The 19,982-nt window shown below is 57.2% G+C and carries 19 protein-coding genes; 12 read left to right on the forward strand and 7 right to left on the reverse strand.

What is annotated here, in order from left to right; translation table 11 throughout:
* Window positions 1-30: 30 nt before the first annotated feature.
* Window positions 31-1,455: an APC family permease gene (locus IHE57_RS15615; protein ID WP_253720384.1), complete on the reverse strand. Its 1,425-nt coding sequence runs from the start codon at window positions 1,453-1,455 to the stop codon at window positions 31-33.
* A 37-nt stretch (window positions 1,456-1,492) separates the two neighbouring features.
* Window positions 1,493-2,596: an alcohol dehydrogenase catalytic domain-containing protein gene (locus IHE57_RS15620; protein WP_209374525.1), complete on the reverse strand. Its 1,104-nt coding sequence runs from the start codon at window positions 2,594-2,596 to the stop codon at window positions 1,493-1,495.
* Window positions 2,597-2,715: 119 nt separating this feature from the next.
* On the opposite strand from IHE57_RS15620, the gene IHE57_RS15625 reads away from it, so the two are divergent.
* The 7 genes from IHE57_RS15625 (at window position 2,716) to IHE57_RS15655 (ending at window position 9,739) form a co-directional block, all read left to right on the forward strand.
* Window positions 2,716-4,158 (forward strand): PucR family transcriptional regulator, encoded by a 1,443-nt coding sequence (locus tag IHE57_RS15625; protein ID WP_209374527.1) that lies wholly within the window; start codon window positions 2,716-2,718, stop codon window positions 4,156-4,158.
* Window positions 4,159-4,660: 502 nt separating this feature from the next.
* Complete coding sequence (dctP, locus tag IHE57_RS15630; RefSeq protein WP_253720385.1) at window positions 4,661-5,614, forward strand: TRAP transporter substrate-binding protein DctP; 954 nt, start codon at window positions 4,661-4,663, stop codon at window positions 5,612-5,614.
* A complete protein-coding gene (locus IHE57_RS15635; RefSeq protein WP_209374531.1) occupies window positions 5,589-6,122 on the forward strand; it encodes a TRAP transporter small permease in 534 nt (177 codons plus the stop codon). The genes dctP and IHE57_RS15635 overlap by 26 nt, the downstream gene beginning before the upstream one ends.
* On the forward strand, window positions 6,122-7,414 hold the full coding sequence (locus IHE57_RS15640; protein ID WP_209374533.1) for a TRAP transporter large permease: 1,293 nt from the start codon (window positions 6,122-6,124) through the stop codon (window positions 7,412-7,414). The genes IHE57_RS15635 and IHE57_RS15640 overlap by 1 nt, the downstream gene beginning before the upstream one ends.
* Window positions 7,411-8,598 (forward strand): CaiB/BaiF CoA transferase family protein, encoded by a 1,188-nt coding sequence (locus IHE57_RS15645; protein ID WP_209374535.1) that lies wholly within the window; start codon window positions 7,411-7,413, stop codon window positions 8,596-8,598. Before IHE57_RS15640 ends, IHE57_RS15645 begins: the two co-directional genes overlap by 4 nt.
* Window positions 8,595-8,969: a cupin domain-containing protein gene (locus IHE57_RS15650; RefSeq protein ID WP_209374537.1), complete on the forward strand. Its 375-nt coding sequence runs from the start codon at window positions 8,595-8,597 to the stop codon at window positions 8,967-8,969. Before IHE57_RS15645 ends, IHE57_RS15650 begins: the two co-directional genes overlap by 4 nt.
* Window positions 8,970-9,016: 47 nt before the next feature.
* Window positions 9,017-9,739, forward strand: a complete 723-nt coding sequence (locus IHE57_RS15655; protein ID WP_209374547.1) for an IclR family transcriptional regulator — start codon at window positions 9,017-9,019, stop codon at window positions 9,737-9,739.
* A 415-nt stretch (window positions 9,740-10,154) separates the two neighbouring features.
* Here IHE57_RS15655 and IHE57_RS15660 read toward each other — a convergent pair whose 3' ends face one another.
* The 3 genes from IHE57_RS15660 to IHE57_RS15670 all read right to left on the reverse strand — a co-directional run bounded on the left by IHE57_RS15660 (window position 10,155) and on the right by IHE57_RS15670 (window position 12,384).
* Complete coding sequence (locus tag IHE57_RS15660) at window positions 10,155-11,342, reverse strand: serine/threonine protein kinase (RefSeq protein WP_209374549.1); 1,188 nt, start codon at window positions 11,340-11,342, stop codon at window positions 10,155-10,157.
* Between the two features lie 341 nt (window positions 11,343-11,683).
* On the reverse strand, window positions 11,684-12,151 hold the full coding sequence (locus IHE57_RS15665; RefSeq protein WP_209374552.1) for a hypothetical protein: 468 nt from the start codon (window positions 12,149-12,151) through the stop codon (window positions 11,684-11,686).
* 29 nt (window positions 12,152-12,180) lie between these two features.
* Window positions 12,181-12,384: a hypothetical protein gene (locus IHE57_RS15670; protein ID WP_209374554.1), complete on the reverse strand. Its 204-nt coding sequence runs from the start codon at window positions 12,382-12,384 to the stop codon at window positions 12,181-12,183.
* A 764-nt stretch (window positions 12,385-13,148) separates the two neighbouring features.
* Between IHE57_RS15670 and IHE57_RS15675 the strand changes: the two genes are divergently transcribed.
* Genes IHE57_RS15675 through solA form a run of 5 tightly spaced genes read left to right on the forward strand, consistent with a single transcriptional unit; the run spans window position 13,149 to window position 18,175 of the window.
* Window positions 13,149-14,093 (forward strand): ABC transporter substrate-binding protein, encoded by a 945-nt coding sequence (locus IHE57_RS15675; RefSeq protein WP_209374556.1) that lies wholly within the window; start codon window positions 13,149-13,151, stop codon window positions 14,091-14,093.
* Window positions 14,094-14,096: 3 nt separating this feature from the next.
* On the forward strand, window positions 14,097-14,930 hold the full coding sequence (locus IHE57_RS15680) for an amino acid ABC transporter permease (protein ID WP_209374558.1): 834 nt from the start codon (window positions 14,097-14,099) through the stop codon (window positions 14,928-14,930).
* Window positions 14,927-15,721 carry an amino acid ABC transporter ATP-binding protein gene (locus IHE57_RS15685; RefSeq protein ID WP_366933991.1) on the forward strand — a complete coding sequence of 265 codons (795 nt, stop codon included), beginning with the start codon at window positions 14,927-14,929 and terminating at the stop codon, window positions 15,719-15,721. The genes IHE57_RS15680 and IHE57_RS15685 overlap by 4 nt, the downstream gene beginning before the upstream one ends.
* Before the next feature lie 4 nt (window positions 15,722-15,725).
* Window positions 15,726-16,961: an NAD(P)/FAD-dependent oxidoreductase gene (locus tag IHE57_RS15690; protein WP_209374560.1), complete on the forward strand. Its 1,236-nt coding sequence runs from the start codon at window positions 15,726-15,728 to the stop codon at window positions 16,959-16,961.
* 53 nt (window positions 16,962-17,014) lie between these two features.
* Complete coding sequence (gene solA, locus IHE57_RS15695; RefSeq protein ID WP_209374562.1) at window positions 17,015-18,175, forward strand: N-methyl-L-tryptophan oxidase; 1,161 nt, start codon at window positions 17,015-17,017, stop codon at window positions 18,173-18,175.
* A 258-nt stretch (window positions 18,176-18,433) separates the two neighbouring features.
* Here the strand turns inward: solA and IHE57_RS15700 are convergent, their stop codons facing one another.
* Window positions 18,434-19,042 carry a TetR/AcrR family transcriptional regulator gene (locus IHE57_RS15700; RefSeq protein WP_209374564.1) on the reverse strand — a complete coding sequence of 203 codons (609 nt, stop codon included), beginning with the start codon at window positions 19,040-19,042 and terminating at the stop codon, window positions 18,434-18,436.
* Window positions 19,043-19,134: 92 nt separating this feature from the next.
* Window positions 19,135-19,982 (reverse strand): aminotransferase class III-fold pyridoxal phosphate-dependent enzyme (locus IHE57_RS15705; protein WP_209374565.1); only part of this gene is annotated, 848 nt, incomplete at its 5' end.

Consider the following 19,982-nt stretch of genomic DNA (forward strand, 5'->3'; position numbering starts at 1 on the left):
TGTCTCAGCCTTCGCTTGCAAAGCACGCTATCAACCGATGCCCTCCATCATCTCAGTGTGGGTCGAGCCGATCCTCTCGATGACTTTCGGATACTTCCGCTTAACGTACCAGTAGCGTACGAATGCGGCTGCCATCGTCGCCACGAAAAGGTAAGGAAGGATGTTGATTGGGAAAGCGGGTATCGGCCAGACGTTGGCAAAGAAGACATATGCCATTCCGAGAACCGCTACGGTAGCTGTGAGCTTCACCAGGCTGTTCTTCATCCCCATTCGCTGTGAGTAGACGACTCCAGCGATCGCGACCAATGCGTAAGAGAGCATATATCCGAATGTGCCGTAGGTATCGACCCAAACGAGAGAATCCATCAGTGCGTTACCACCGATGAGGAGCAATACATCGACAACAATCGCCAGACCGCCAGCGAGCAGCAGGCCGCGGTGCGGGGTGAGGTGCTTGACGTGGGTACGACCGAAAGACTCTGCAATGACGCCTTCTTTGCCCATGACATAGGCGATGCGCCCCACAACGTTCAATGGTGCAACTACCACGGCAAAAAACGATGCTGTCACGCCGAATAACAGAATGGGTGCGAACCATCCAGGCATCCCAATCTTGTCATTCATCGCCTCAAGCGGGCTCGCCACCGAGCCGAGTTCGTCACCAAGCACCGCAATCTGGGTGTAGGCAGCAAAGACGTAGAGAACGCCAACACCTAGTGCGCTCCACATGATCGCTCGAGGAATCGCTGTCTTCGGGTTTTTTGCTTCGCGACCCAGAGCATCTGCCGAAGAGAAGCCGACGAACCCGAGGATGCCCAGTACCATGCCAGCTGCTACACCCTGGAATGGGGTGTCACTGAGGGAGAACTGCGCCGGGTCCCACCCCGCTTTGCCAGCCCAGACGAGCGAGGCGATCAACAGAACCAAGATGATGGCGATCGAAATAAGTTCGAGGACAAATGAGACCCGCGCAGACATGCGGATTCCCTGGATCGTGAAGAACGTGGCCAACCCACCGATGACCACTACAAGCGCGATCTCCCAGCCGAGGCCATGAACCGGGAGACCAAGAACTCTGAGGAAGTCCATGCCGAAGGACACAGCCCCATTCAATGACCCTGTTGCGATTCCCCACGAACCGATCATCAGTGCGACGCCCGCAGTAAACGCTCCCGTCGGACCCAGTCCTTTGGACACATAAGTGTAAAGCGATCCCGCCGATGGATGTAGCCTGGCAAACATCGCCACTATATAGCCGACGCACAAAATGACGACTGTGGCCAGTCCAAAGGCATAAATCGTTCCCTTGCCCGCGCCAAGGAAAATTTCTGCGGCCGTGAAGGCGATGACCGCGCTGGGTGCAATACTCGCAATCGCCTGTGCAGCCAGTTCCGGGCCGGACATAACTCCTTCACGCAAGCCCGAATCTGCATTCTTAGCATTGTCGACAGACATCCTTCTCTCCTTTGAAAGAATGTTTGAATGAATAGTTCTAGTTATTCGGAATGAGAAGTGTCCGAAGCGCGCTGCCAGCCTCGAGCTCCGCCAGCGCATTCGCGGCCTCGGACAGCGGTCGACGTCCCGAGATCAGTGGATCAAGTTTGAGCTGACCATCCATGTAACGATCGACGAGAGCAGGGATATCGATGGAAGGTCGGACCGATCCGTAATTGGAGCCGAGAATTCGCTGATCGGCTTCTGCGAGGACGAGTGGCTCGAACGATGCTTTGGAACCTGTCGGAGGCAAACCGACGATGACGGAGGCACCTCCCAGCGCGAGCATTTTAATCGACTGTTCTGTGGTGACTGTGCGCCCGATGGCATCAAATGCGTAATCAACGCCGTCGGGAACAAGATCAAATAGCTGTTCGACTGCATCTGCCTGCGAAGCATCAATCGAATCAGTGGCCCCGAACTGGGTGGCAATCGCAGTTTTCTCTGACAGCAAGTCAATGGCAATGATGCGTTCAGCTCCTGCAAGCTTGGCTCCCTGCACAATATTGAGCCCGACTCCTCCGCAGCCGATAACTGCCACGGTTGCACCGGGCTCAACGGCGGCCGTGTTCATCACGGCTCCTACTCCCGTCGCTACAGCGCATCCAACTAATGCAAGGGCATCTAGCGGCGCGTCGTCGCGGACCTTAATCGCTCCAGTCGCCGGTACGACGGCCTCTTCAGCAAATGACGAGACTCCCAAATAGTGGTGGAGAGTTTCATTGCCCAGGCTCAGCCGCGAAGTTCCGTCGTACAGGACACCCTGAGGTGCGACGACTGTGGCCACCTTTTGGCATCGGGCCTCGTGGCCGGCCTTGCAGAACCGGCACTTGCCACACGGCGGTACCCAGCTGAGGACGACGTGGTCTCCAACCGCCAATGAGGTGACACCTTCCCCGAGTTCGGTAACAACTCCGGAACCTTCGTGGCCCATCACCAAAGGGCGGGCAATATCCCACTCTCCTCGTTTGATGTGGAGATCGGAATGACATACTCCCGCTGCTTCGATCCGCACTCTGACTTCCCCGAATTTCGGAGCCGCAAGCTCTACGTCCGTGAATTCGACGGGTGTATCTGCATCCCGGAAGATGACTGACTTCATCGTGCCTCCCAAACTTAGCTGTTGTGATCGAAATTCAGTTTAGGTACGCTTCTTCACTTCCGCATTGCACAACATGTCGATTGAGTAGAACAATATTCAACGATTGGTACAATTCAAAAATGGCAATCTCAATCGAATCGATAACGTCGATATTCGGCGGCAAGAGAGTCAATGGCGGTCTATCGCTCGATCTGCCAGTATCTGAAGTCGTTTCCCTCGACGAACTGGCGGTCATCGGGACGGAAGAACACATCACGTTGGTCACATGCACCGATTTCGAACTCGAAGGCTTACTTTCGCATAACTACGCAACAAAGATGGGCCTATTGAAGAACGCGGTCATCGTCTCGAGCGACGACTCACCATCACTGCAAAAATATCTAGCGAAGTATTCGATTTCAGGCCTACTCGGCCTTCAGCTCCCGCCCTCCTTGCTTCGCTTGGCGCTCACGGCGATGGTGGACCGGAATGCTGCTGCAGAAGACCGCATGGTCACCTCCGGTACAAAAGTCCTAACGCAAATCGCTCGCCGAAGCGGCGTCCCAGGCGTTCTCTCGGAGCTTTCACGTCGGTTGGACGGTTGGGCAGTGCTCCTGGACTACCACGGCCAGCTCATTGACAGCGCGGGAGCCGGACGTCTGCATATCGAAGACGCTACTGCGGCTGCACTCAACCGCCCCGTCCGAATCCGGCATGTGGGTCTCCAAGTACATCCAGTTGGTGCGGACGAAGACAGAACCGGTCATCTGGTGATCTCATCGCGGATCGCAAGCTCTTCACGGGCACGCGATCTGTCAGCTCAGGCGGCAGCATTGTGTGATCTGCTCCTGCGAACGAACGACCCCTCACACACTGAACGCCTCGGACGGCAGGTGATGATTGAAGCTCTCCTCATCGGCGGAGACAGATCGCAAAGCTGGCTGAGGCGATGGGGTGTACTAGAAAGCCACCTTTACGGTGTCTACCTGTCTTCCCGAACTAGAGATGTCGACGTCGAGTCGATCATGACACGTTGGCTCGATCAGTTAGGGGCCATGCACTTGTTCACCGTCGATCAATACGCCGCGCGCGGCTTCGTCGCCCCGGATTTTGCGGAAAGGCTGGCTGAGCTGGCCGACAACTTCGAGTCGTACGGAGGCGATACGGTCAGTTTGGGGCTGAGCCAACTGACACCAGCGTCCCGCCTCTCCGCCGCTCTCCACCAAGCAAAACAAGCCCACGATCTCGCGGTCGATTCAGGCAAGCGCACAGCCCACTTCGATGCAGTCCCGACGATCCAGCACATTCTCGGAGACGTACATTCCCAATCGAGATCATCAATTGCCTCGATCCTCGATCCGCTCAGAGAGCAATCCGGAATCAATCCTGACCTGGAGCAAGTACTTCGCGTATTCCTCACCCATCACGGCAAGTGGCGTCCCGCTGCGAATGACCTCTCGATTCACCGCCACACGCTAATGAGTCGTATCGCGAAGGTCGAAGAGCTCACCGGTCTTGACTTGTCGCAGGCCGACGACCGGGCTTCAGCATGGATTGCGCTCCGGTGCTTGGATCTGGCGTAGTCGCAAATCCAACTAGCGAATCCCCACCAGCGCCATCGCCGTCGGACGATCCTTTTTGCCGCTGATCCACATGGGCCTCACATTGTCAAATCAGTCCAACTCCTCACTTTGAAAGGCACAAGACGCGGACACCTAAGATCTTGAGCCTATGAGACCGTCTTCAGACCGACTGAACAAAGAGCATAAGTTCAGGGAGGCCACCTCGCATGACCCGCCGGACTTTCCGTTCTGGCAATTCAAAAATACGTAGCGATCATGCCTGTGCTGCCGCGCGAATTGCGTTCAGCCGATTGACTCGCCGACAACCTCCGCGTAATCTTTTCATCGGATATACGAACGCTAGATCCTATATGCGAAAGACAGCGAGGTCATGTCGCGACGCACACGCCTGGGCACGCGCCCAATACACAACCATTCACTACTACCCCTAGCCGCCAGCCTGTTGCTGGCAGTCACCGCAACGGTCGGCTGCACGCCCGCCGACAACCCAGCGAATTCAACGTTGAGTCTGGCCGATTCCTACTCCCCCAAGCATCCGTTTGGGAAGTACGGAGTCAGCGTCTTCCTCGACGAACTCGACAAGGGCGGTATCGCCACCGATTACTACCCGTCAGGGCAGATGGGCAACGCAGAGGACCTCGCTTCCCTCATCTCCACTGACAATGTCGACATCGGACCGGCATCAGCGGCCTATCTCGAGGACAAGCTTCCGTTGTCCAGCGTCGGCGACCTGCCGATGATGACAACGGATGCGTGCGTGGCATCCGACTCGATGATGGACCTCCTCGACGAAGACGGAATCCTGTATCAAGAGGAATACGAAGACCGCGGTCTCAGACCTTTGTGGGTGTCGATCATTCCCGGATACGAAGTGTTGACAAGCAGCGCCGAAGTTGAAGAGCCATCTGATGTGAGCGGTCTGCTCCTGCGCTCGTCAGGTGGAGCATTCGACGTCACCATGGACACCATCGGGGCCTCAGCAGTCAGCATGTCCGCCGCCGACACGTATGAAGCCATGGCACGCCACACCGTCGACGGAACTGCTATGCCGTTCGTCAGCGTCCCCTCCTACAACCTCGAGCAAGTCGCCAACTATTCGACGGAAGGACTCAACCTCGGAGCAGTCGGAATCCCGTACGTCATCAATGAAGACGCTTGGGATGTGCTCAGCTCACAGGAACAACAGACAGTGACCGACGCATCTGCGAAGGCCCAGCAGTCGCTGTGCGACGGCCTCAACAAAGAGAAGTCAGAGGCCAAGACGTTGATGAAGAAGGCGGGTGTGAAGCTCACTCCCATCGACGGCGAGGCCGAAGAGAAATGGGCTCATGAACTCAGCCGCGCCAAGTCCGACTGGGCCAGCAGCCTCGACTCCGCCGGCCTGCCCGGCTCCGAGGTGCTCACCGAGTTCGAGAAGGCGGTGACGAAGAATGAACGTAATCGAACAAACTCCTGAGGCCGGACCTAAGGGCGATCACACTGTGCACGGCGCGATCGTATCCACATCCAAGTGGTGCGCGATGATCGGTTTGGCACTGATCACCGTGCTCATGCTCGCCGAAGTCGTCCTCCGCTACTTCGCCGGAAGCCCACTGGGCTGGAACGTCTCCTTCATCGAAAAGGTGCTTCTGCCTGGAATCGTCTTCCTCGGCATGCCATGGGGGTATGCTGTCGGCGCTCACGTCGCAGCTGATGTGGTCTACGAAAAGCTTCCTGGCAAGCTGCAAGTGGCTGCCCGATGGTTGAGCTTAATCATTGTGCTCGCGGGCCTCGTTGCATTGTTCCTCGGCGGGTTGGTTTCGATGCTCGAAGCCCTGAAACACGGAGATATTCCACCTCCACTGTCTTCGCAATTGCCGATATACAGCTGGATATGGCGCACTTTCCTGCCTCTCGGCAGCTTGTTCACCGCAGTCATCGTCCTCCTGGAATCCAGGACATTCCTCAAAGGCGGTGCAGCCTGATGCTAGTCCTGACCATCACAGTCCTCCTGCTGATCCTCATTCTGCTTCGAGTTCCAATTGCCTTCGCAATTCTCATCAGTGGAATCAGCGGCTTGCTGATCCTCGGCGGCCCCGCTGACGTCATCGGCGTCTTGATGACCATCCCGCAGAGCGCGGTCGGAAACAACTCGTTAGCGGCGATCCCGCTCTTCATCCTCATGGCTCAATTCGTCCTCCATAGCGGGGCACTGGCCAGCCTCTTCGATTCTGCGAAGGTTTTGGTCGGCCGTATGCGAGGAGGTACAGCCCACGCGGCCGTCGGGGCGGGGGCAATCTTCGCCGCAGTGTCTGGGTCGTCGACCGCTGCGGCAGCGACGTTGGCTCATACCTCAACCGGTGAACTCATTCGGCAGGGCTATGACAAGAAGCTCAGCGCCGGAGTCGTCGCTGCAGCCGGGACATTGGCTGCCATGATCCCACCGAGTGTGCTCCTGATCTTCTACGCCATCACCGCCGAAGCCGGCGTCGGGCCGACTCTCATTGCCGGAATCATCCCGGGCTTGCTCGTGGCCCTGGCGCTTGTCATCACGATCACCGTGCTGATCACGTTCAATTCGTCATCAGCACCCCGCGGTGAGGCGAGTTCAGGACGGGAAAAGCTGCTCAGCCTCGCTGGTCTCTTGCCAGTTGCCGGACTCTTCGTCCTCGTCGTCGGCCTCGTGTTCCTGGGCGTCACAACTGCTACCGAAGCCGCTGCTGTCGGATGCCTGGGAGCCCTGGCTCTCATGCTCGGCAGGAAGAAGCTCACATGGCATACAGTGACAAAGTCATTCGGCGAGGCGCTCAGTTCGTCGATCATGATCCTCACGATCATTATGGCAGCCCATGTCTTCGGTCACTTCATCACCGAGTCGCAAGTCACGCCCCGCCTGGTCGGTACGCTCTCGACTCTGCCAGTCGCCCCGATCATCATCGTCGCGATTATTGCCTTCGGCTACCTTATCCTCGGCTTCTTCATGGATCAGATGGCGATCATTGCTCTGACCGTGCCGGTCACTCTGCCGGTCGTCACCGAATTGGGGTTCGACCCGATCTGGTTCGGCATCGTGGTCATTCTGCTCGCTGAGATCGGGCTCATCACCCCCCCACTCGGGCTCAATGTTTTCGTCGTCGCCCAGGCCGCGAGAATGCCGGTCGAAAGCGTCTTCCGCGGCAGCATTCCGTTCGTGGTTGCGATTCTGGTGGTGGGAGTCCTGCTCTTCGCATTCCCCCAAATCGTACTCATATTGCCGGAACTGATGGGAAGTGTATGAACCAGAACGCGAAAGAACTGTATGGCCAGGTCAAAGGACCCCTCGATGGAATGGTCGTCGTCGAGATCGCTACGGTCATCATGGGGCCATTGGCAGGACGACTGTTTGCCAAACTCGGCGCAGAAGTCATCCATGTTGAAGCGCCCAGTGGGGATGTCATCCGCCGATCCGGCCAGTCGCGGAACCCCGGGATGTCAGGAGCAGCGCTGAGCCTCGGAGACGGGAAGAAGAACATCACCCTCGACTTCGCCGACGAAACCGACCAGCACACCCTCACTGAACTGATCCGAATCGCCGATCTCATCGTCACGAATTACCTGCCCAGGCAACGACAGAAGTTCGGATTCGATTGGGACTCGGTATCTGAGATCAACCCGAAATGCGTTCTCGTCACCGCTCAGGGGTTCTCTTCGAACAGCCAGTACGCCGACCGGCCGGCCTACGACGACATCATCCAAGCAGCCAGCGGGCTGACCGACGTCTATCAGAAGTCCCAAGGTCGTCCTCAGTACGCGCCCTACGTCGTCGCCGACAAAGTCTGTGCCCTGTCCATGGTCTACTCTGGCCTCGCCGCCATTCACCGTCGACATGTCACAGGCCGCGGTCAGTGGGTCGACGTTCCCATGTTTGACGTGATGTCGGATTTCAATCTGGTCGAACAGCTCAACGACTACTCTTTCTCCCCACCGCTCGGAGAAGCCGGCTGGCACAGGACCATCAACCCAGCTCGACGGCCCCACCCCACCACCGACGGCTGGGTCTGCGTTCTCCCCTACAACGACAGACAATGGCGCGACTTTCTCAGCATCGACAATCCAAGCATCAGTGGTGGCGACGTTCCCTACCCGACCAACCGCGACCGCAATGCCCATGTCGAAGACACCCAGGCCCTCATCGCCGAATTCGCCGCGAGGCGGTCAACGGCCGAGGTCATCGACCTGTGCCACGAATACGACATTCCAGCGCAAGCAGTCAACACGATCGAAGATCTGGTCAACGATGCCTACCTCACGGAACGGGGGTCCGTCGAAATGATCGATCACCCCAGCGAAGGGCGCTATTGGAGGTCGACTCCGAACTTCGGCTTTTCTGAATCACCCCTCCAACCAGTCGCACCTGCTTCCCAGGCCAACGGAGACCGTGACCTCATCATGGACCTCATCGAACAGAGGAGAAACAAGTGACCAACCCGAGTATCAAGCACTATGTCGGAGCAGAGCTCGAACCGTACACGCCACCTCGGCACACGTTGACGTCGAACCTGAGGCTTTTGCCTGGAGCCGACGCCGAGGGTGCGGTATCCGTTGTCCGCGGGACTATCGAACATGGAGGCTCTGCACTGCCGCATCGGCATCTGAAGAGCACGCAGTTCCTCCACATACTCTCTGGTCGTTGCTCGGTCGAGCTCGGAGACGACACCCTCGAACTCGCGGGCGGAGACTCAGTGCTGATCCCCACCGACGTCGTCCATCACGTCGAAGTCCTGTCGTCTGAGCCGCTCGAGCTGATCAACGTGTACTACCCTGCTCTCGCACCTGACGACACCATCGAGTGAAGATGAGTCGGCAATCGAAAGATGATCATGTCATCTAGGCTGGAAGCATGGTCGAAAAGCATCGGACGGTCAGCCGCGTCGTCGGAATCCTCGAATACGTTGTGCATTCTCCCGACGGTGCGACTCTTGCCGAGATCGCCAACCATTTAGACGCGCCGAAGTCATCTGTCTACGGCTTCGTCCGCGGTCTCGAAGCCGAGGGGTATCTGAAAGAACGCGACGCGGGTCGCTTCGTTTTCGGGCTCGGAGCTCATACGCTGCTGGCCTCACAGGCGACGTCTCTCGTCGAGCTCGCGGCACCGGTGATGAACACACTTGGACAGCAGCTCGGCGAGACAGTCACCCTGGCTGTTTTCCTTGATCACGAACTGACCTACGTTCATTCGATTCCGTCCACCCAGCGGATCGGCTACAACCCGGAAATGCACACCCGCCGACCGCTGTGGCCGACCAGCGCCGGAAAAATACTGCTGGCCGCCGCCGACAGCTCCGATCTCAGATCTCGAATCTTGGAGTCAGAAGATATTGACGAACAACTCTACGACTCCGAGATCGAATCAGTGCGTCAGAAGGGTTACGGACTCAACATCGGCGAAACCGTTGCCGATGTCTCTGCCTTCGCCGTTGGTCTCAAGATCGCCTCGACCCTGGCTGCTGCCATTACAGTCGGCGGACCAAACGTCCGCATGAGACCACACATTGAGCAGATGGTGGCGACCACTCGCTCAGTCATCCGAGACAACGACCTCGACGTGTGGGATTTTTCGTAGTTTTCCTCGGCTCGGCTGGTAAACGCTCGTTACGGTTCGAGACTTCTTGGCAAATTCGTCCCGAAAGTCGCAGTCGTGTCATACTCTGGATTAAGCGCGCACAACTTTGAAACTGAACTCGACCGAGTTCTGGCACGTACAACGTCGCCGTCGCGTCCCGACGCATTCGCGAATTTCGGCCGCATTTCCTCGGCCGTGAGCGCCACTTCGTTTGCCCGCGCCGCCGGTAATCGATGAGGTCCACCTGTTCGATTGCGCGCAACCCGTTTACGATCGATCGCTACCTTTCTCGGTCCGTTTCCGCTAACGGGCAGTCGAAGACAATGAAAAAGGTCGGTCTCGGGGAAGAGCGGCCCAAACTTGACCTTGTTCTGAGCCCAGGGGCATCGTCGGTACCGAACAACAGCGGGCCAACCTACGCCGGGGCTTCGCGGGTCACGGTCGTGTCCAAAGCTTCAACGTCAGCGATCAGCTCCATCACCGACTGATAGCGCCGGTCAGGCTGAGAGTCGATGCACTTGTGGATAATCTGCTCGATAGGAAGTGCATTACGCCTTCCCACGTTCTTCCGCCCAGTAAAAATGTAGAGCAATACGAAGCCCGCAGCGAAGATGTCGTGTACAGTATCGAAGTCCTTGAACGAGCCGAGAGCCGGGTCGATTTTCGTGCCCTTGAGTTCGGTCTCCGTTGTCGTGAACTCGGACCCCTTGAGCTTGGCCAGGCCGAAGTCGGACAGCTTAACCAGCACAGCTGAGCCGCCGAAGGTGCGGAGTAGAACATTCCTGGTACTCAGATCCCGGTGGAAGTGCCCCTTGGAATGGATAAAGTTGAGGCCGTAGAGGAACTGTAGCGCGATCCGCTTGCGGGTCGTCTGACCGAAGCTTGGCTGATTGTTGCGTTTGGCGACGTAGTCCTCCAGCGAGGTATCACAGTGCTCCATGGTGTACGACCAGTCCGACTCCTGGAAGTTGTAGACCTCGAGGACGTACGGGAACTGAAGCTCCTTCATGAGCTCGAACTCGCGTCGGAAGCGACCCTTCTCCCGGTCATCAGCACCTGGTTTGAGCTTCTTCCTCGCCAGGACCATGCCGTAATTCGGGTCAGTGAACCGATGAACCAATGCGAAGGCCCCCTCACCGATGGGCGTCAGTTTCACTGTGCGGAGGTCAGACACCGTCACGGCTTGGTTGCCGAGGCTGAAGACCGGCGCGTAGCTCTCGACCACAACGGGAGTGAAGCCTTCAGGGATGGGGCTCCCTCCACTATCAACGAGCCAAGCTGGTGCGTTCTCAATGACCCGCTGGTACTCGGGAGTCATTGTCAGCGAGTAGCCAGCCTTGTTGAGCATGGTGCGCGCTTCCGCCAGGAGGTCGATGAGATCTAGCAAGTTCCTCGAGTTGTCAGCGTTGAAGTGCCCGCTGCTGCCACCACGAGCCTTGTAGTTCATGTGCTTGAACTCGACGTCGAGGCCAGCGTGGATGTAGGCGAAGGCGTGGGGCAGGACTTGCTCTCGGCGGTATAACTCGAGGTAAGTAGAGTCGATATCTTTTTCATAGAACGTGCGTTCGAAGCGCTCCACCCGCTCCTGCTCCATAGTCTTCATACCTCAAGGCTATCGATAACCTATGACAGACGGACCTCATCGAGTAAATGCTCATTGGATAAGTGCGGAAGCGAACCAGCGTCGACCTCCTCCTGGCGGGTCAGCCGAGCGGTTGGGCTAGCGAGGTCTTCCTGGTTGCAATTCCCGACCGCGGCGTTCGTGGATGTCCGCGTCCAGGGCATCGGCGTTCTCCTGAAGCTTAATCAGCGCCTTGCCATCGTGACCGACAGACCTGAATTGGCGGAGGTTGACATGTCGGCGTTGGCGCTCTGCGAGGTGTGTCTTCAGTCCGTCCAGCCCGTTCCACCGCCTCTGGCAGTTCACACTGCGCGCCCCCGGCCTCAGCGGCGATGAGCCGGTACGACCCACCGCCAGCGTGGCCACGAGCCAGGCGTCAGAGCGCGGACTAAATCGGAATTCCACCCGTTTGCCCACACATAGGGCCGTTTGCCTTGAGCGAGGCGATTCAGCCGACGTTCGATGAGCGCCTGAGCCTGATCGCATTGCCCCAGAAGCCAATCGCCCTCTTCGACACGCTCGTGCAGGGCGATGACGGGCCCGGCGTCGGCCTCTTGAAGGGCAAGTTCACCGATGTCGGCCAGCTCGGCCGCAGCGGCTTCCTGCTGCTCTTGGTGGTGGATGCGCCGCAGCTCGACCCGGCAGGCCCGCTCACGCCAGTGAGCCAGACGGGACCCGTGATCGAGAGACGTTCGGCCTTCCATCCAGCCTCGCAGCTGAGCCCCGACGACGTCTTCGGGGAAAGCGTTGGCGATCGGACCCTCGCCGGGGTCGGGCAGATCGATGGGCACGTGCGACAGGAGGACGACCGGCGTGGTGCTCAGAGAGCCACCGCCAAGGCGACGAGGTCGTCGACCGTGGCCGAATCCACTCCGGCTTCGACGGCTCGGATGTCAGCAGAGGACATCCGGTGGCCCAGGCCCTGGATCGTCTCTGGCAGCTCGTCGACGGTGTGCTCAGCCGCCTCACGATGGTCAGCGACGGCAGCGGAGACGGCGAGCGAGGTCGGAGCGAGAGTCGGCATCACACCCCAGTGTAAAAGTACCGCCGATTGAGCTCGCTGCGAGTGATGGACTCCGGTGCTGCGGACATCACCTCGGCCCGGCGCTCCTTCATCTGCTCAGCCGCAGCCAGCGCCAACCGTGCGCACGAGATCATTCGTTCGAAGACCCACGAAGTCATCCGCGCTCGATACCCGAGCCTGGCCGGGGCAGTTGCAAAACGACGGAACTCGAGTTACGCCATGGGCGGCGGCCGTCCGCTCTATATTGGTCGATCACGCTGGTTCTAGCAGGTGATCCCGGCTTACGGTCGGACTTTCAGCGCTGGTCCGACCGTAAGCCGGGTTGGATCGGGATACGCACTAAAGCGACAATGCGATTCCTCGTCGGCTGTCTCCATGTGGAATCCTACGACGTCTCGTTCGAAATGGTCGAACACATTGGGACGAGCGGTCTCGTTCGCATCAGTTCCCAGAGACCTTCCAGCTCCCTGCCGAGCCTTTCAACAGGTGGTGATTTGCTGTCGCGCAACCTCTTAAAGGCAATGCGACCATAGCTCACTGAGCACGAAAGCCAGCAGAATCTCGTTCAGAAGTTTCGCTTCGGCAATGACGGTAGATCCGGAAGAAATTCCGACCAGGAACCAAGCTGTCGATTTAGAAAATCTAAACGCAGTCTTCAACAATCATCGATCGCAAACAGGCAGACCCTAGTGACTTGCCTCACAGGCAATGATAGTTTCAGTGAAACTATAAATAAGAGTAGTCAACGCAAAGGTGCGGACAACATGAAACAGAAGATGCTCTCTCGATCCCGCGTGCGCCTCATCGGAGCTATCGCTCTGGTGGGAGCGATTCTTAGTACCAGCGCCTGCAATGCTGATGAGCAGACCGACTCAGAAGGCGGCGGCATCGAAGCCTCCCGACAGGTCGTTGAGAGCATCGAAAAGGATAATTCACTCGCCGAGCGCCTGCCAGATGAGTACACCGATTCGATGAAGATCGGGATGACTTTCACTTTCCCGCCGATGCGATATATGGACGGCGACAAGAGAGTCGGTGCCGAATATGACTTGGCCGAGGCAGTCACTCGAAAACTGGGTACTGAGATGGACGTGAAGGAAGTCTCTTTCGACGGCCTGATCCCTGCCCTCAAGGCCAAGAGGATCGACCTCGCTGTCGAATCGTTCGCTGACCTTCCCGAGCGCAGGAAAGAGGTGGCCTTCATTGACTACTATCGCTCCGCCACCTCGCTCGAGGTGAAGAAGGGCAACCCGCTCAAGATCGAAGGTCTCGACGATATGTGCGGACATAGCATTGCACTGCAGCAAGGCGTCGAATCCGTCGAGCGAGCTAAGACTCAGAACAAACAGTGCAAGAAGGACGGCGAAAAGCCGATCGACATCAAGCTCTACGAGAGCAGCAACGATGCCACACTGGCGGTCGTCAATGGACGAGCAGACGCGACGGGAAATGACTATCCTGCCGCTCTCTACGAGGCGAAGACCGTCCAGGGCGGGGACGCACTGGAAGTCGTTGACAAACCGATCTCCTCTGATTACTTCTATGGCATCGGTGTGCGCAAAGACGAGGATGAGCTGCAGAAGGTCCTGCGCGACACAGTCCAGTCGCTCATGGACTCCGGGGACTACTCCAAGATCCTCAAGGCCTATGACCTCGATAAGGGGATCATCGAGAAGTCAGGCATCAACGACGGCCCGGCCAAGGAATAACCGATGACTGCTGAAAGCACATCTACCTATCCAAACGACTGGACGATCAAGTACCACCGCCAGTTCAACCTGCGCAGAACACTTGTCGGCATACTTGGAATCGCCGTAGTCGCCTACATCGTCTTTCTCTTCGCAACAGGCAACCTTCAGTGGAGCAAGACCCTGGCCTATCTGTTCGACTACCGCATTCTCACAGGAGTCGGATATACCCTCCTGTATTCCGTTCTCGCGATGGTGATCGGAATCGCAGGCGGATCCCTGCTCGCGATAGGCATGATGTCGCGCAACATCGTGTGGAACACTCTATCGAAAGGCTACGTCGCACTCTTCCGAGCTCTGCCGTTGATCATCCTCTTGCTGATCTTCTACAACATCGCCATCTTCCTGCCGTACATCGGGTTCGGACCGTTCCAACTGAACGTCAACTCCGTCGTCACACCGTTCCTTGCAGCGGTCCTGGGTCTGGCACTCCATGAAGCCGCCTACATGGCAGAAATCGTGCGCGCCGGAGTCAACGGGGTCAATCGCGGACAGTCACAGGCGGCAGAAGCGATCGGTATGACGTATTGGCAGTCCTTGCGTTCAGTCGTCTTCCCACAAGCGACACGGCTAATTGTGCCTCCGACTGCCAACCAGTTCATTTCCATGCTGAAGAACACTTCCCTGGTGGTGGTCATTGCCGGCAACGATCTGCTGACTGTGACAAAGGAGCTCTACTCGAACAATTTCCTCACAATAGAGCTTCTGTTCGTCGCAGCCATTTGGTACCTGGTCATGGTGCTCATCTTCGGTTGGCTGGCACACCTCATCGAACTGCGATTCAACAGAGGGGCATGAAGATGACAGACCAAATGATGAAGAGTCACTTCCTCCGCGTCGAGCATCTCGATAAATGGTACGACGACTTCCAGGTTCTCTCCGATGTGTCGATTGACATCGACCAAGGCGAAGTCATCTGTATTATCGGGCCCTCAGGATCCGGGAAGTCATCTTTATTGAGGTGCGTGAACAATCTCGAGAAGATCGATGGTGGTCGTATCTACCTTGAGGACGAACTCATCGGCATGGCTCCCTATAAAGACGGGTTCGTCAGGCTCGATGGTCCAGTAGCAGCCGGACAACGGCAGAAGTTCGGATTCGTCTTTCAGCAGTTTCAGCTGTTCCCCCATATGACTGTGCTGGAAAACGTCACGGTCGGCCCCATCCGGGTGAAAGGCGAGAGCCGCGCCGCTGCTGAGAAGCGAGGCCGGGATCTGCTCGATAAAGTCGGCCTTGCAGATCGCGCGACGTCCTACCCTTCCGGCATCTCCGGGGGCCAGCAGCAGCGAGTCGCAATTGCACGAGCATTGGCGATGGACCCTCAGGTGCTGCTCTTCGATGAGCCGACCTCGGCACTTGACCCGGAATTAGTCGGTGAGGTGCTCAAGACGATCAAAGACCTTGCACATGCTGGCTACACGATGCTTGTCGTGACACACCAGTTGGAGTTCGCTCAGAAGGTGGCTGACCGTGTCGTCTTCTTCGACCACGGAAAGATTGTCGAAAGCGGGCCTCCGGAGACAGTACTGAAAAGTCCTCAGGATCCGCGTACCCAAGCTTTCATATCCGCTATCCAGACGGAGGTCTGACTTCATGAAAGCCATTGTCATCGGCGCTGGATTGATCGGCCTGACGACGGCCTTTGAATTGTCTAAGGCAGGAATCGAAGTTGAAGTCGTCGAACGTTCGGTCGTCGGTTCCGGAGCTTCCAGGGGGAATGCCGGGGAGATCTGCCCCGAGCAGGCGACCCCGGTTGCCAAGCTCGCTCTGATTGTCTCTGCACTGTCGCAGGCATATCGCAAGGACAGTGCTCTCCATGTCAACGTGGGAACACTTCCGGGCTATCTCCCTTTTCTTCTTCGCGTAGCTCGCAACTCATTGCCGCGAAGATACTCCGAGAACCAGTCGGCGCTTGCCGAGATTCAAGACCTCGCAATGAGCGCCTTCCTAGAGCTTGCCGAGGAAGTCGGCTTGGAAGCGTCCAGCGATGGATACTTAAGCGTGTTTGCAGACGAACAGTCCGCTCGCGAGGGTCGGCAGTCGACTCTCAAGCGGACTTCAGGCAGCGGCATTCCACACACTGTCTCGGAAGTTCTCGGCCCAAGAGATCTCGTTGAGATCGAACCATCGTTGAACGCACATGGATACGGATTCCTGGACGAAGGCAGCTACTACACCAACCCGATCAATTACGTCGAAGCTCTTCATCAGCACCTGCTTGAGGCAGGAGTCTCCATTCACGAAGGCGTGACTGTCACTTCAGTGACCGATTTCGAAGGTAGACAGAGAGTCAGAGCCAGCAACGCGCACTTCGATGCAGATGCCGTCGTCGTAGCCGCTGGGGTCGGCACCGCCGACATCGCGTCTGCTTCCGGCAAGCCTGTGCCGATCAGACCTGGCAAGGGCTACAGTTTCACAATCGACGTGCCCCACCCAACCAGCCACATCTTCAAGTTCGACTCAGCACATGTCGCTGGCATGCCCTTGGCCGGCAACTCTTTGCGAATCGCTGGGACGATGGAATTCGACAGCGACGCACACCGGTTCAACTCGGATCGCATCAAACAGATCGTCGCGGCGGTGGCTCCATACCTCCCCGAAGAAGCCCTGCGAAACCGCTATAACGAATGGGTGGGCGCTCGACCGCTGACTCCTGACGGTCTTCCGATCATCAGCAAACTTCCCAGCCTGCAGAACACCTATGTGGCCTCTGGCCACAACATGCTCGGTCTGATGCTCTCGCCCTTCACCGCGCGAGCAGTCCGCGACATGGTGCTGGGGCATTCGACTTCTTCTGCACGCCGCTTTTCAGCTTCACGGAGGTTCTGAACTCTCCTTCGAAGCTCAGCATCCGAACGTTTCAGCCACACAGAAAGCAGCAGGTGGGCAAGTTGACTCATAAGGCCGACGTCATCGTGGTCGGAGTAGGCGCGTTCGGCAGCGCTGTGGCGTGGAGGCTCGCGGCCAGAGGCATGGATGTGATTGCCCTGGACCAAGAGTCGATTCCCAATGACAAGGGCTCGTCCCATGGCCAAACTCGAATTTTTCGCGCTCTGTCCCAGAACCACGTCGACTTATTCCCCCTCGCTATGCTGTCCAAGCAACTATGGCGAGAGCTGCAAGATGCCACTAAGCAACGTCTATTCGAGGCTTCAGGCGCTCTGATTATCGGCGAAAACGGGCGCGGTCGAATTGCCAATGCTTTGGAGGTCGCCAGACGCTTTGGTATAGAGCCGCAGGTCCTCAGCTCTGGCGAATTACGTCGGCAGTATCCGGCCTTCAGCAACGTGTCGGACGACGAAGTTGCCCTTGTCGATCCAGAGGGTGGGCTGTTGTTCACAGAGGAATGTGTGGAGGCTGCAGTTTCTCAAGCTCGTAGCTACGGAGCCCAGATTCGCGAGAATATTGAGGTTCACGGCCATCGCGAAGATGGAGATGACGTGGTGGTCCGAACCTCAGAAGGTGACTTTCGAGCCCAGCAAGTCGTTTATGCGACTGGTGCCTGGACTGCAAAGCTGTTTCCTCAGCTGAATCTCGATCCGCTGCGCATACCACAGTGCTGGTTCAGTACCGAAGGTTCTGAGCACGAGTCACCGACCCTAAGCGATATTCCGCCGTTCCAACGTGATCTGAACTCGACTGACAGCTTGTGGGGCCATGGGGCTGCAGCACCAGGATGGTTCACCAAGATCGGCACACATGGGCACCCCACTCGCAACAGAAGTGTTGACACTGACAATATCGACAGAACCGTTCACGACGACGATGTCGAGTATCTTTCAAGCTTGGTTGGCACCTCATTCGACAACTTGAGCTCCACTCCGGTCGAATCTAGTATCTGTCTGCTAACAATGACCTGCGATGAGCAATTCGTCGTGGGCAGAATGCGCGATTCTAAAGTTTTCGTCGCCAGTGGAGGATCTGGTCAAGGCTTCAAGCATGCAACAGGCGTCGGCGAGGTGATAGCTGATCTCTGCCAAGGTGTGGAACCGTCCATCGATTACACGTTCATGTCGCCGGATCGGATTTTGAGCCAGCGATGATTCGCACATCATAGTGGACTTCGACGCAACCTGGGTGTGCTGCAAGGACGAAGACTGGAGACCACCTCGAGTTGGCGAGCCACGCATAATGCCGACGGAAGCAATCGAGGAGTTTGTACCATTCGGCTCTGCTGGCGCTCGTTGCTGAGCTGAACCTACCGTCTCGTCGCAAACTTCTGAACCAATCTTGCCAAAAGGCACTGTCGGCGCTGACGTGATAAGACCTCTTCTCAGCTGTCGACTAGATCGCGACGATTCTTAGTTTAAGTACTGGGCAATATAGGCATGTGAGGCGACCTTCATCTGTCTGATAATTTTCTCGTCCCGATAGCCCGGACGATAGAACGCCAGTTCCATTCCTTTATCTAGAATTCCAAGGTACATATGGACTACAGCCAACGGGTTGGGGGCCATGCTAGCCAATACAGTTTCCGATAGCCCTGAAAGCAAGTATTCGGCCATACGCAGGTCATGGTCACGGTTGGTCTCCGCGATCTCCCCTGTCAAGGTCGATGTGTACATCAGGGTTCTATAAGCTAGCGTCGGATCGTCCGCGAAGTCGACCATTACGTCGATCCCGGCTTCGGCCCTCTGCTCCCAATCAGGCCCATCCAGCCGATAGTCCACGGCAATGAGACGGCGATCGAGCTCGTTGAGCTCTTCTGCGACCAGCACGTTGAGCAGCCCCTCCCGATTAGAGAAGAACCGATATACAACTCCCACCGAGACGTCAGACTCTGCGGCAATACGTGTAGTTGTTGCGGCTTCTGGGCCTTCCGTCGAGATGATTTGCTGGGCGACTCTGAGTATCCTCGCAAGTTTTGCTTCGCTGCGGGCCTGGACGGGAGAATTTCGAATGATACTCATCTCGCCGCCCAGCCCCCTCCGCGAACGTGTATTGCCCTAGTCGATCCTCTAAGGCACCATGTCCCTACTGATGATAGCTTCTGATTCGGCTCCTACATCGCTTTGATGCGCTCGTCGAGAGCCGCGAAGCTCGCGTCCAATGCATCCAATCCGAACTCAATGTCTTCTACGGTACTACTGAGCGGCGGCGCGATCGTGACTGTATTTGCGATGAACGTGAATGTGAGCATGTCTCGCTTGAGACATTCATTTGCCACGAACTCTGCCGGATTGAACTCTGGCTGCTGGTCCAAGCCCGGCACAAACCAGCGGTCCGCCGGCAGAAACCGATCGCCGTCGAGGGCGCTGATATCGATTCCCCAGCCAAATCCACGTCCACTGTATCCAGCTACCGATGCGTGTCGCCTGACCATGTCATCGAGTCTTCGCTCGATCAACTCCCCAAATTGTGTCACCCGATCGAGCACACCCTCTTCATTTATCGTCGCAACCGTAGCTGCGATAGCTGCTGTCGCCAAGGGATGTCCCGAGTTGGTCGAGACTGAATTCCAGACTCCCGAGTTCAAGTAATCATTGATGCCTTCGGCCACGAGAACCGCGCCTGCTGGCGCGGCTGAACTACCTATTCCTTTCGCAGTGACCAAAAGGTCAGGCTTCGCGCCTGTATGCTGATAGGCCCACCACTTCCCCGAACGCCCAGCTCCCGCAATTGCTTCATCGTCGATCCACAAGATCCCGAGCCGTGTGGTCATTTCACGGATGCCTCTGACATAGGAATCTGGCACTCGGAAGCCCGCTGCACCCTTATAGATTTCAAACATAAAGGCTGCAACCTGGTCGGGACCTTGTGCTCGAATCAGGCGTTCGGGACTGCTGAAGGTTTGGTTGACTTCACGACTGGATAAATTCCAGGAAGGATAGAAGTCATGCCAAAGATCTA

The sequence above is a fragment of the Brevibacterium renqingii genome, from assembly GCF_017808105.1.
In the GTDB taxonomy this organism is placed as follows: domain Bacteria; phylum Actinomycetota; class Actinomycetes; order Actinomycetales; family Brevibacteriaceae; genus Brevibacterium; species Brevibacterium renqingii.

Coding starts and splice junctions, on each gene's coding strand:
- IHE57_RS15615 (WP_253720384.1), bottom strand. CDS start 1,455: ATGTCTGTCGACAATGCTAAGAATGCAGATTCGGGCTTGCGTGAAGGA.
- IHE57_RS15620 (WP_209374525.1), bottom strand. CDS start 2,596: ATGAAGTCAGTCATCTTCCGGGATGCAGATACACCCGTCGAATTCACG.
- IHE57_RS15625 (WP_209374527.1), top strand. CDS start 2,716: ATGGCAATCTCAATCGAATCGATAACGTCGATATTCGGCGGCAAGAGA.
- IHE57_RS15635 (WP_209374531.1), top strand. CDS start 5,589: ATGAACGTAATCGAACAAACTCCTGAGGCCGGACCTAAGGGCGATCAC.
- IHE57_RS15640 (WP_209374533.1), top strand. CDS start 6,122: ATGCTAGTCCTGACCATCACAGTCCTCCTGCTGATCCTCATTCTGCTT.
- IHE57_RS15645 (WP_209374535.1), top strand. CDS start 7,411: ATGAACCAGAACGCGAAAGAACTGTATGGCCAGGTCAAAGGACCCCTC.
- IHE57_RS15655 (WP_209374547.1), top strand. CDS start 9,017: ATGGTCGAAAAGCATCGGACGGTCAGCCGCGTCGTCGGAATCCTCGAA.
- IHE57_RS15660 (WP_209374549.1), bottom strand. CDS start 11,342: ATGAAGACTATGGAGCAGGAGCGGGTGGAGCGCTTCGAACGCACGTTC.
- IHE57_RS15670 (WP_209374554.1), bottom strand. CDS start 12,384: ATGCCGACTCTCGCTCCGACCTCGCTCGCCGTCTCCGCTGCCGTCGCT.
- IHE57_RS15675 (WP_209374556.1), top strand. CDS start 13,149: ATGAAACAGAAGATGCTCTCTCGATCCCGCGTGCGCCTCATCGGAGCT.
- IHE57_RS15680 (WP_209374558.1), top strand. CDS start 14,097: ATGACTGCTGAAAGCACATCTACCTATCCAAACGACTGGACGATCAAG.
- IHE57_RS15685 (WP_366933991.1), top strand. CDS start 14,927: ATGAAGATGACAGACCAAATGATGAAGAGTCACTTCCTCCGCGTCGAG.
- IHE57_RS15690 (WP_209374560.1), top strand. CDS start 15,726: ATGAAAGCCATTGTCATCGGCGCTGGATTGATCGGCCTGACGACGGCC.
- IHE57_RS15700 (WP_209374564.1), bottom strand. CDS start 19,042: ATGAGTATCATTCGAAATTCTCCCGTCCAGGCCCGCAGCGAAGCAAAA.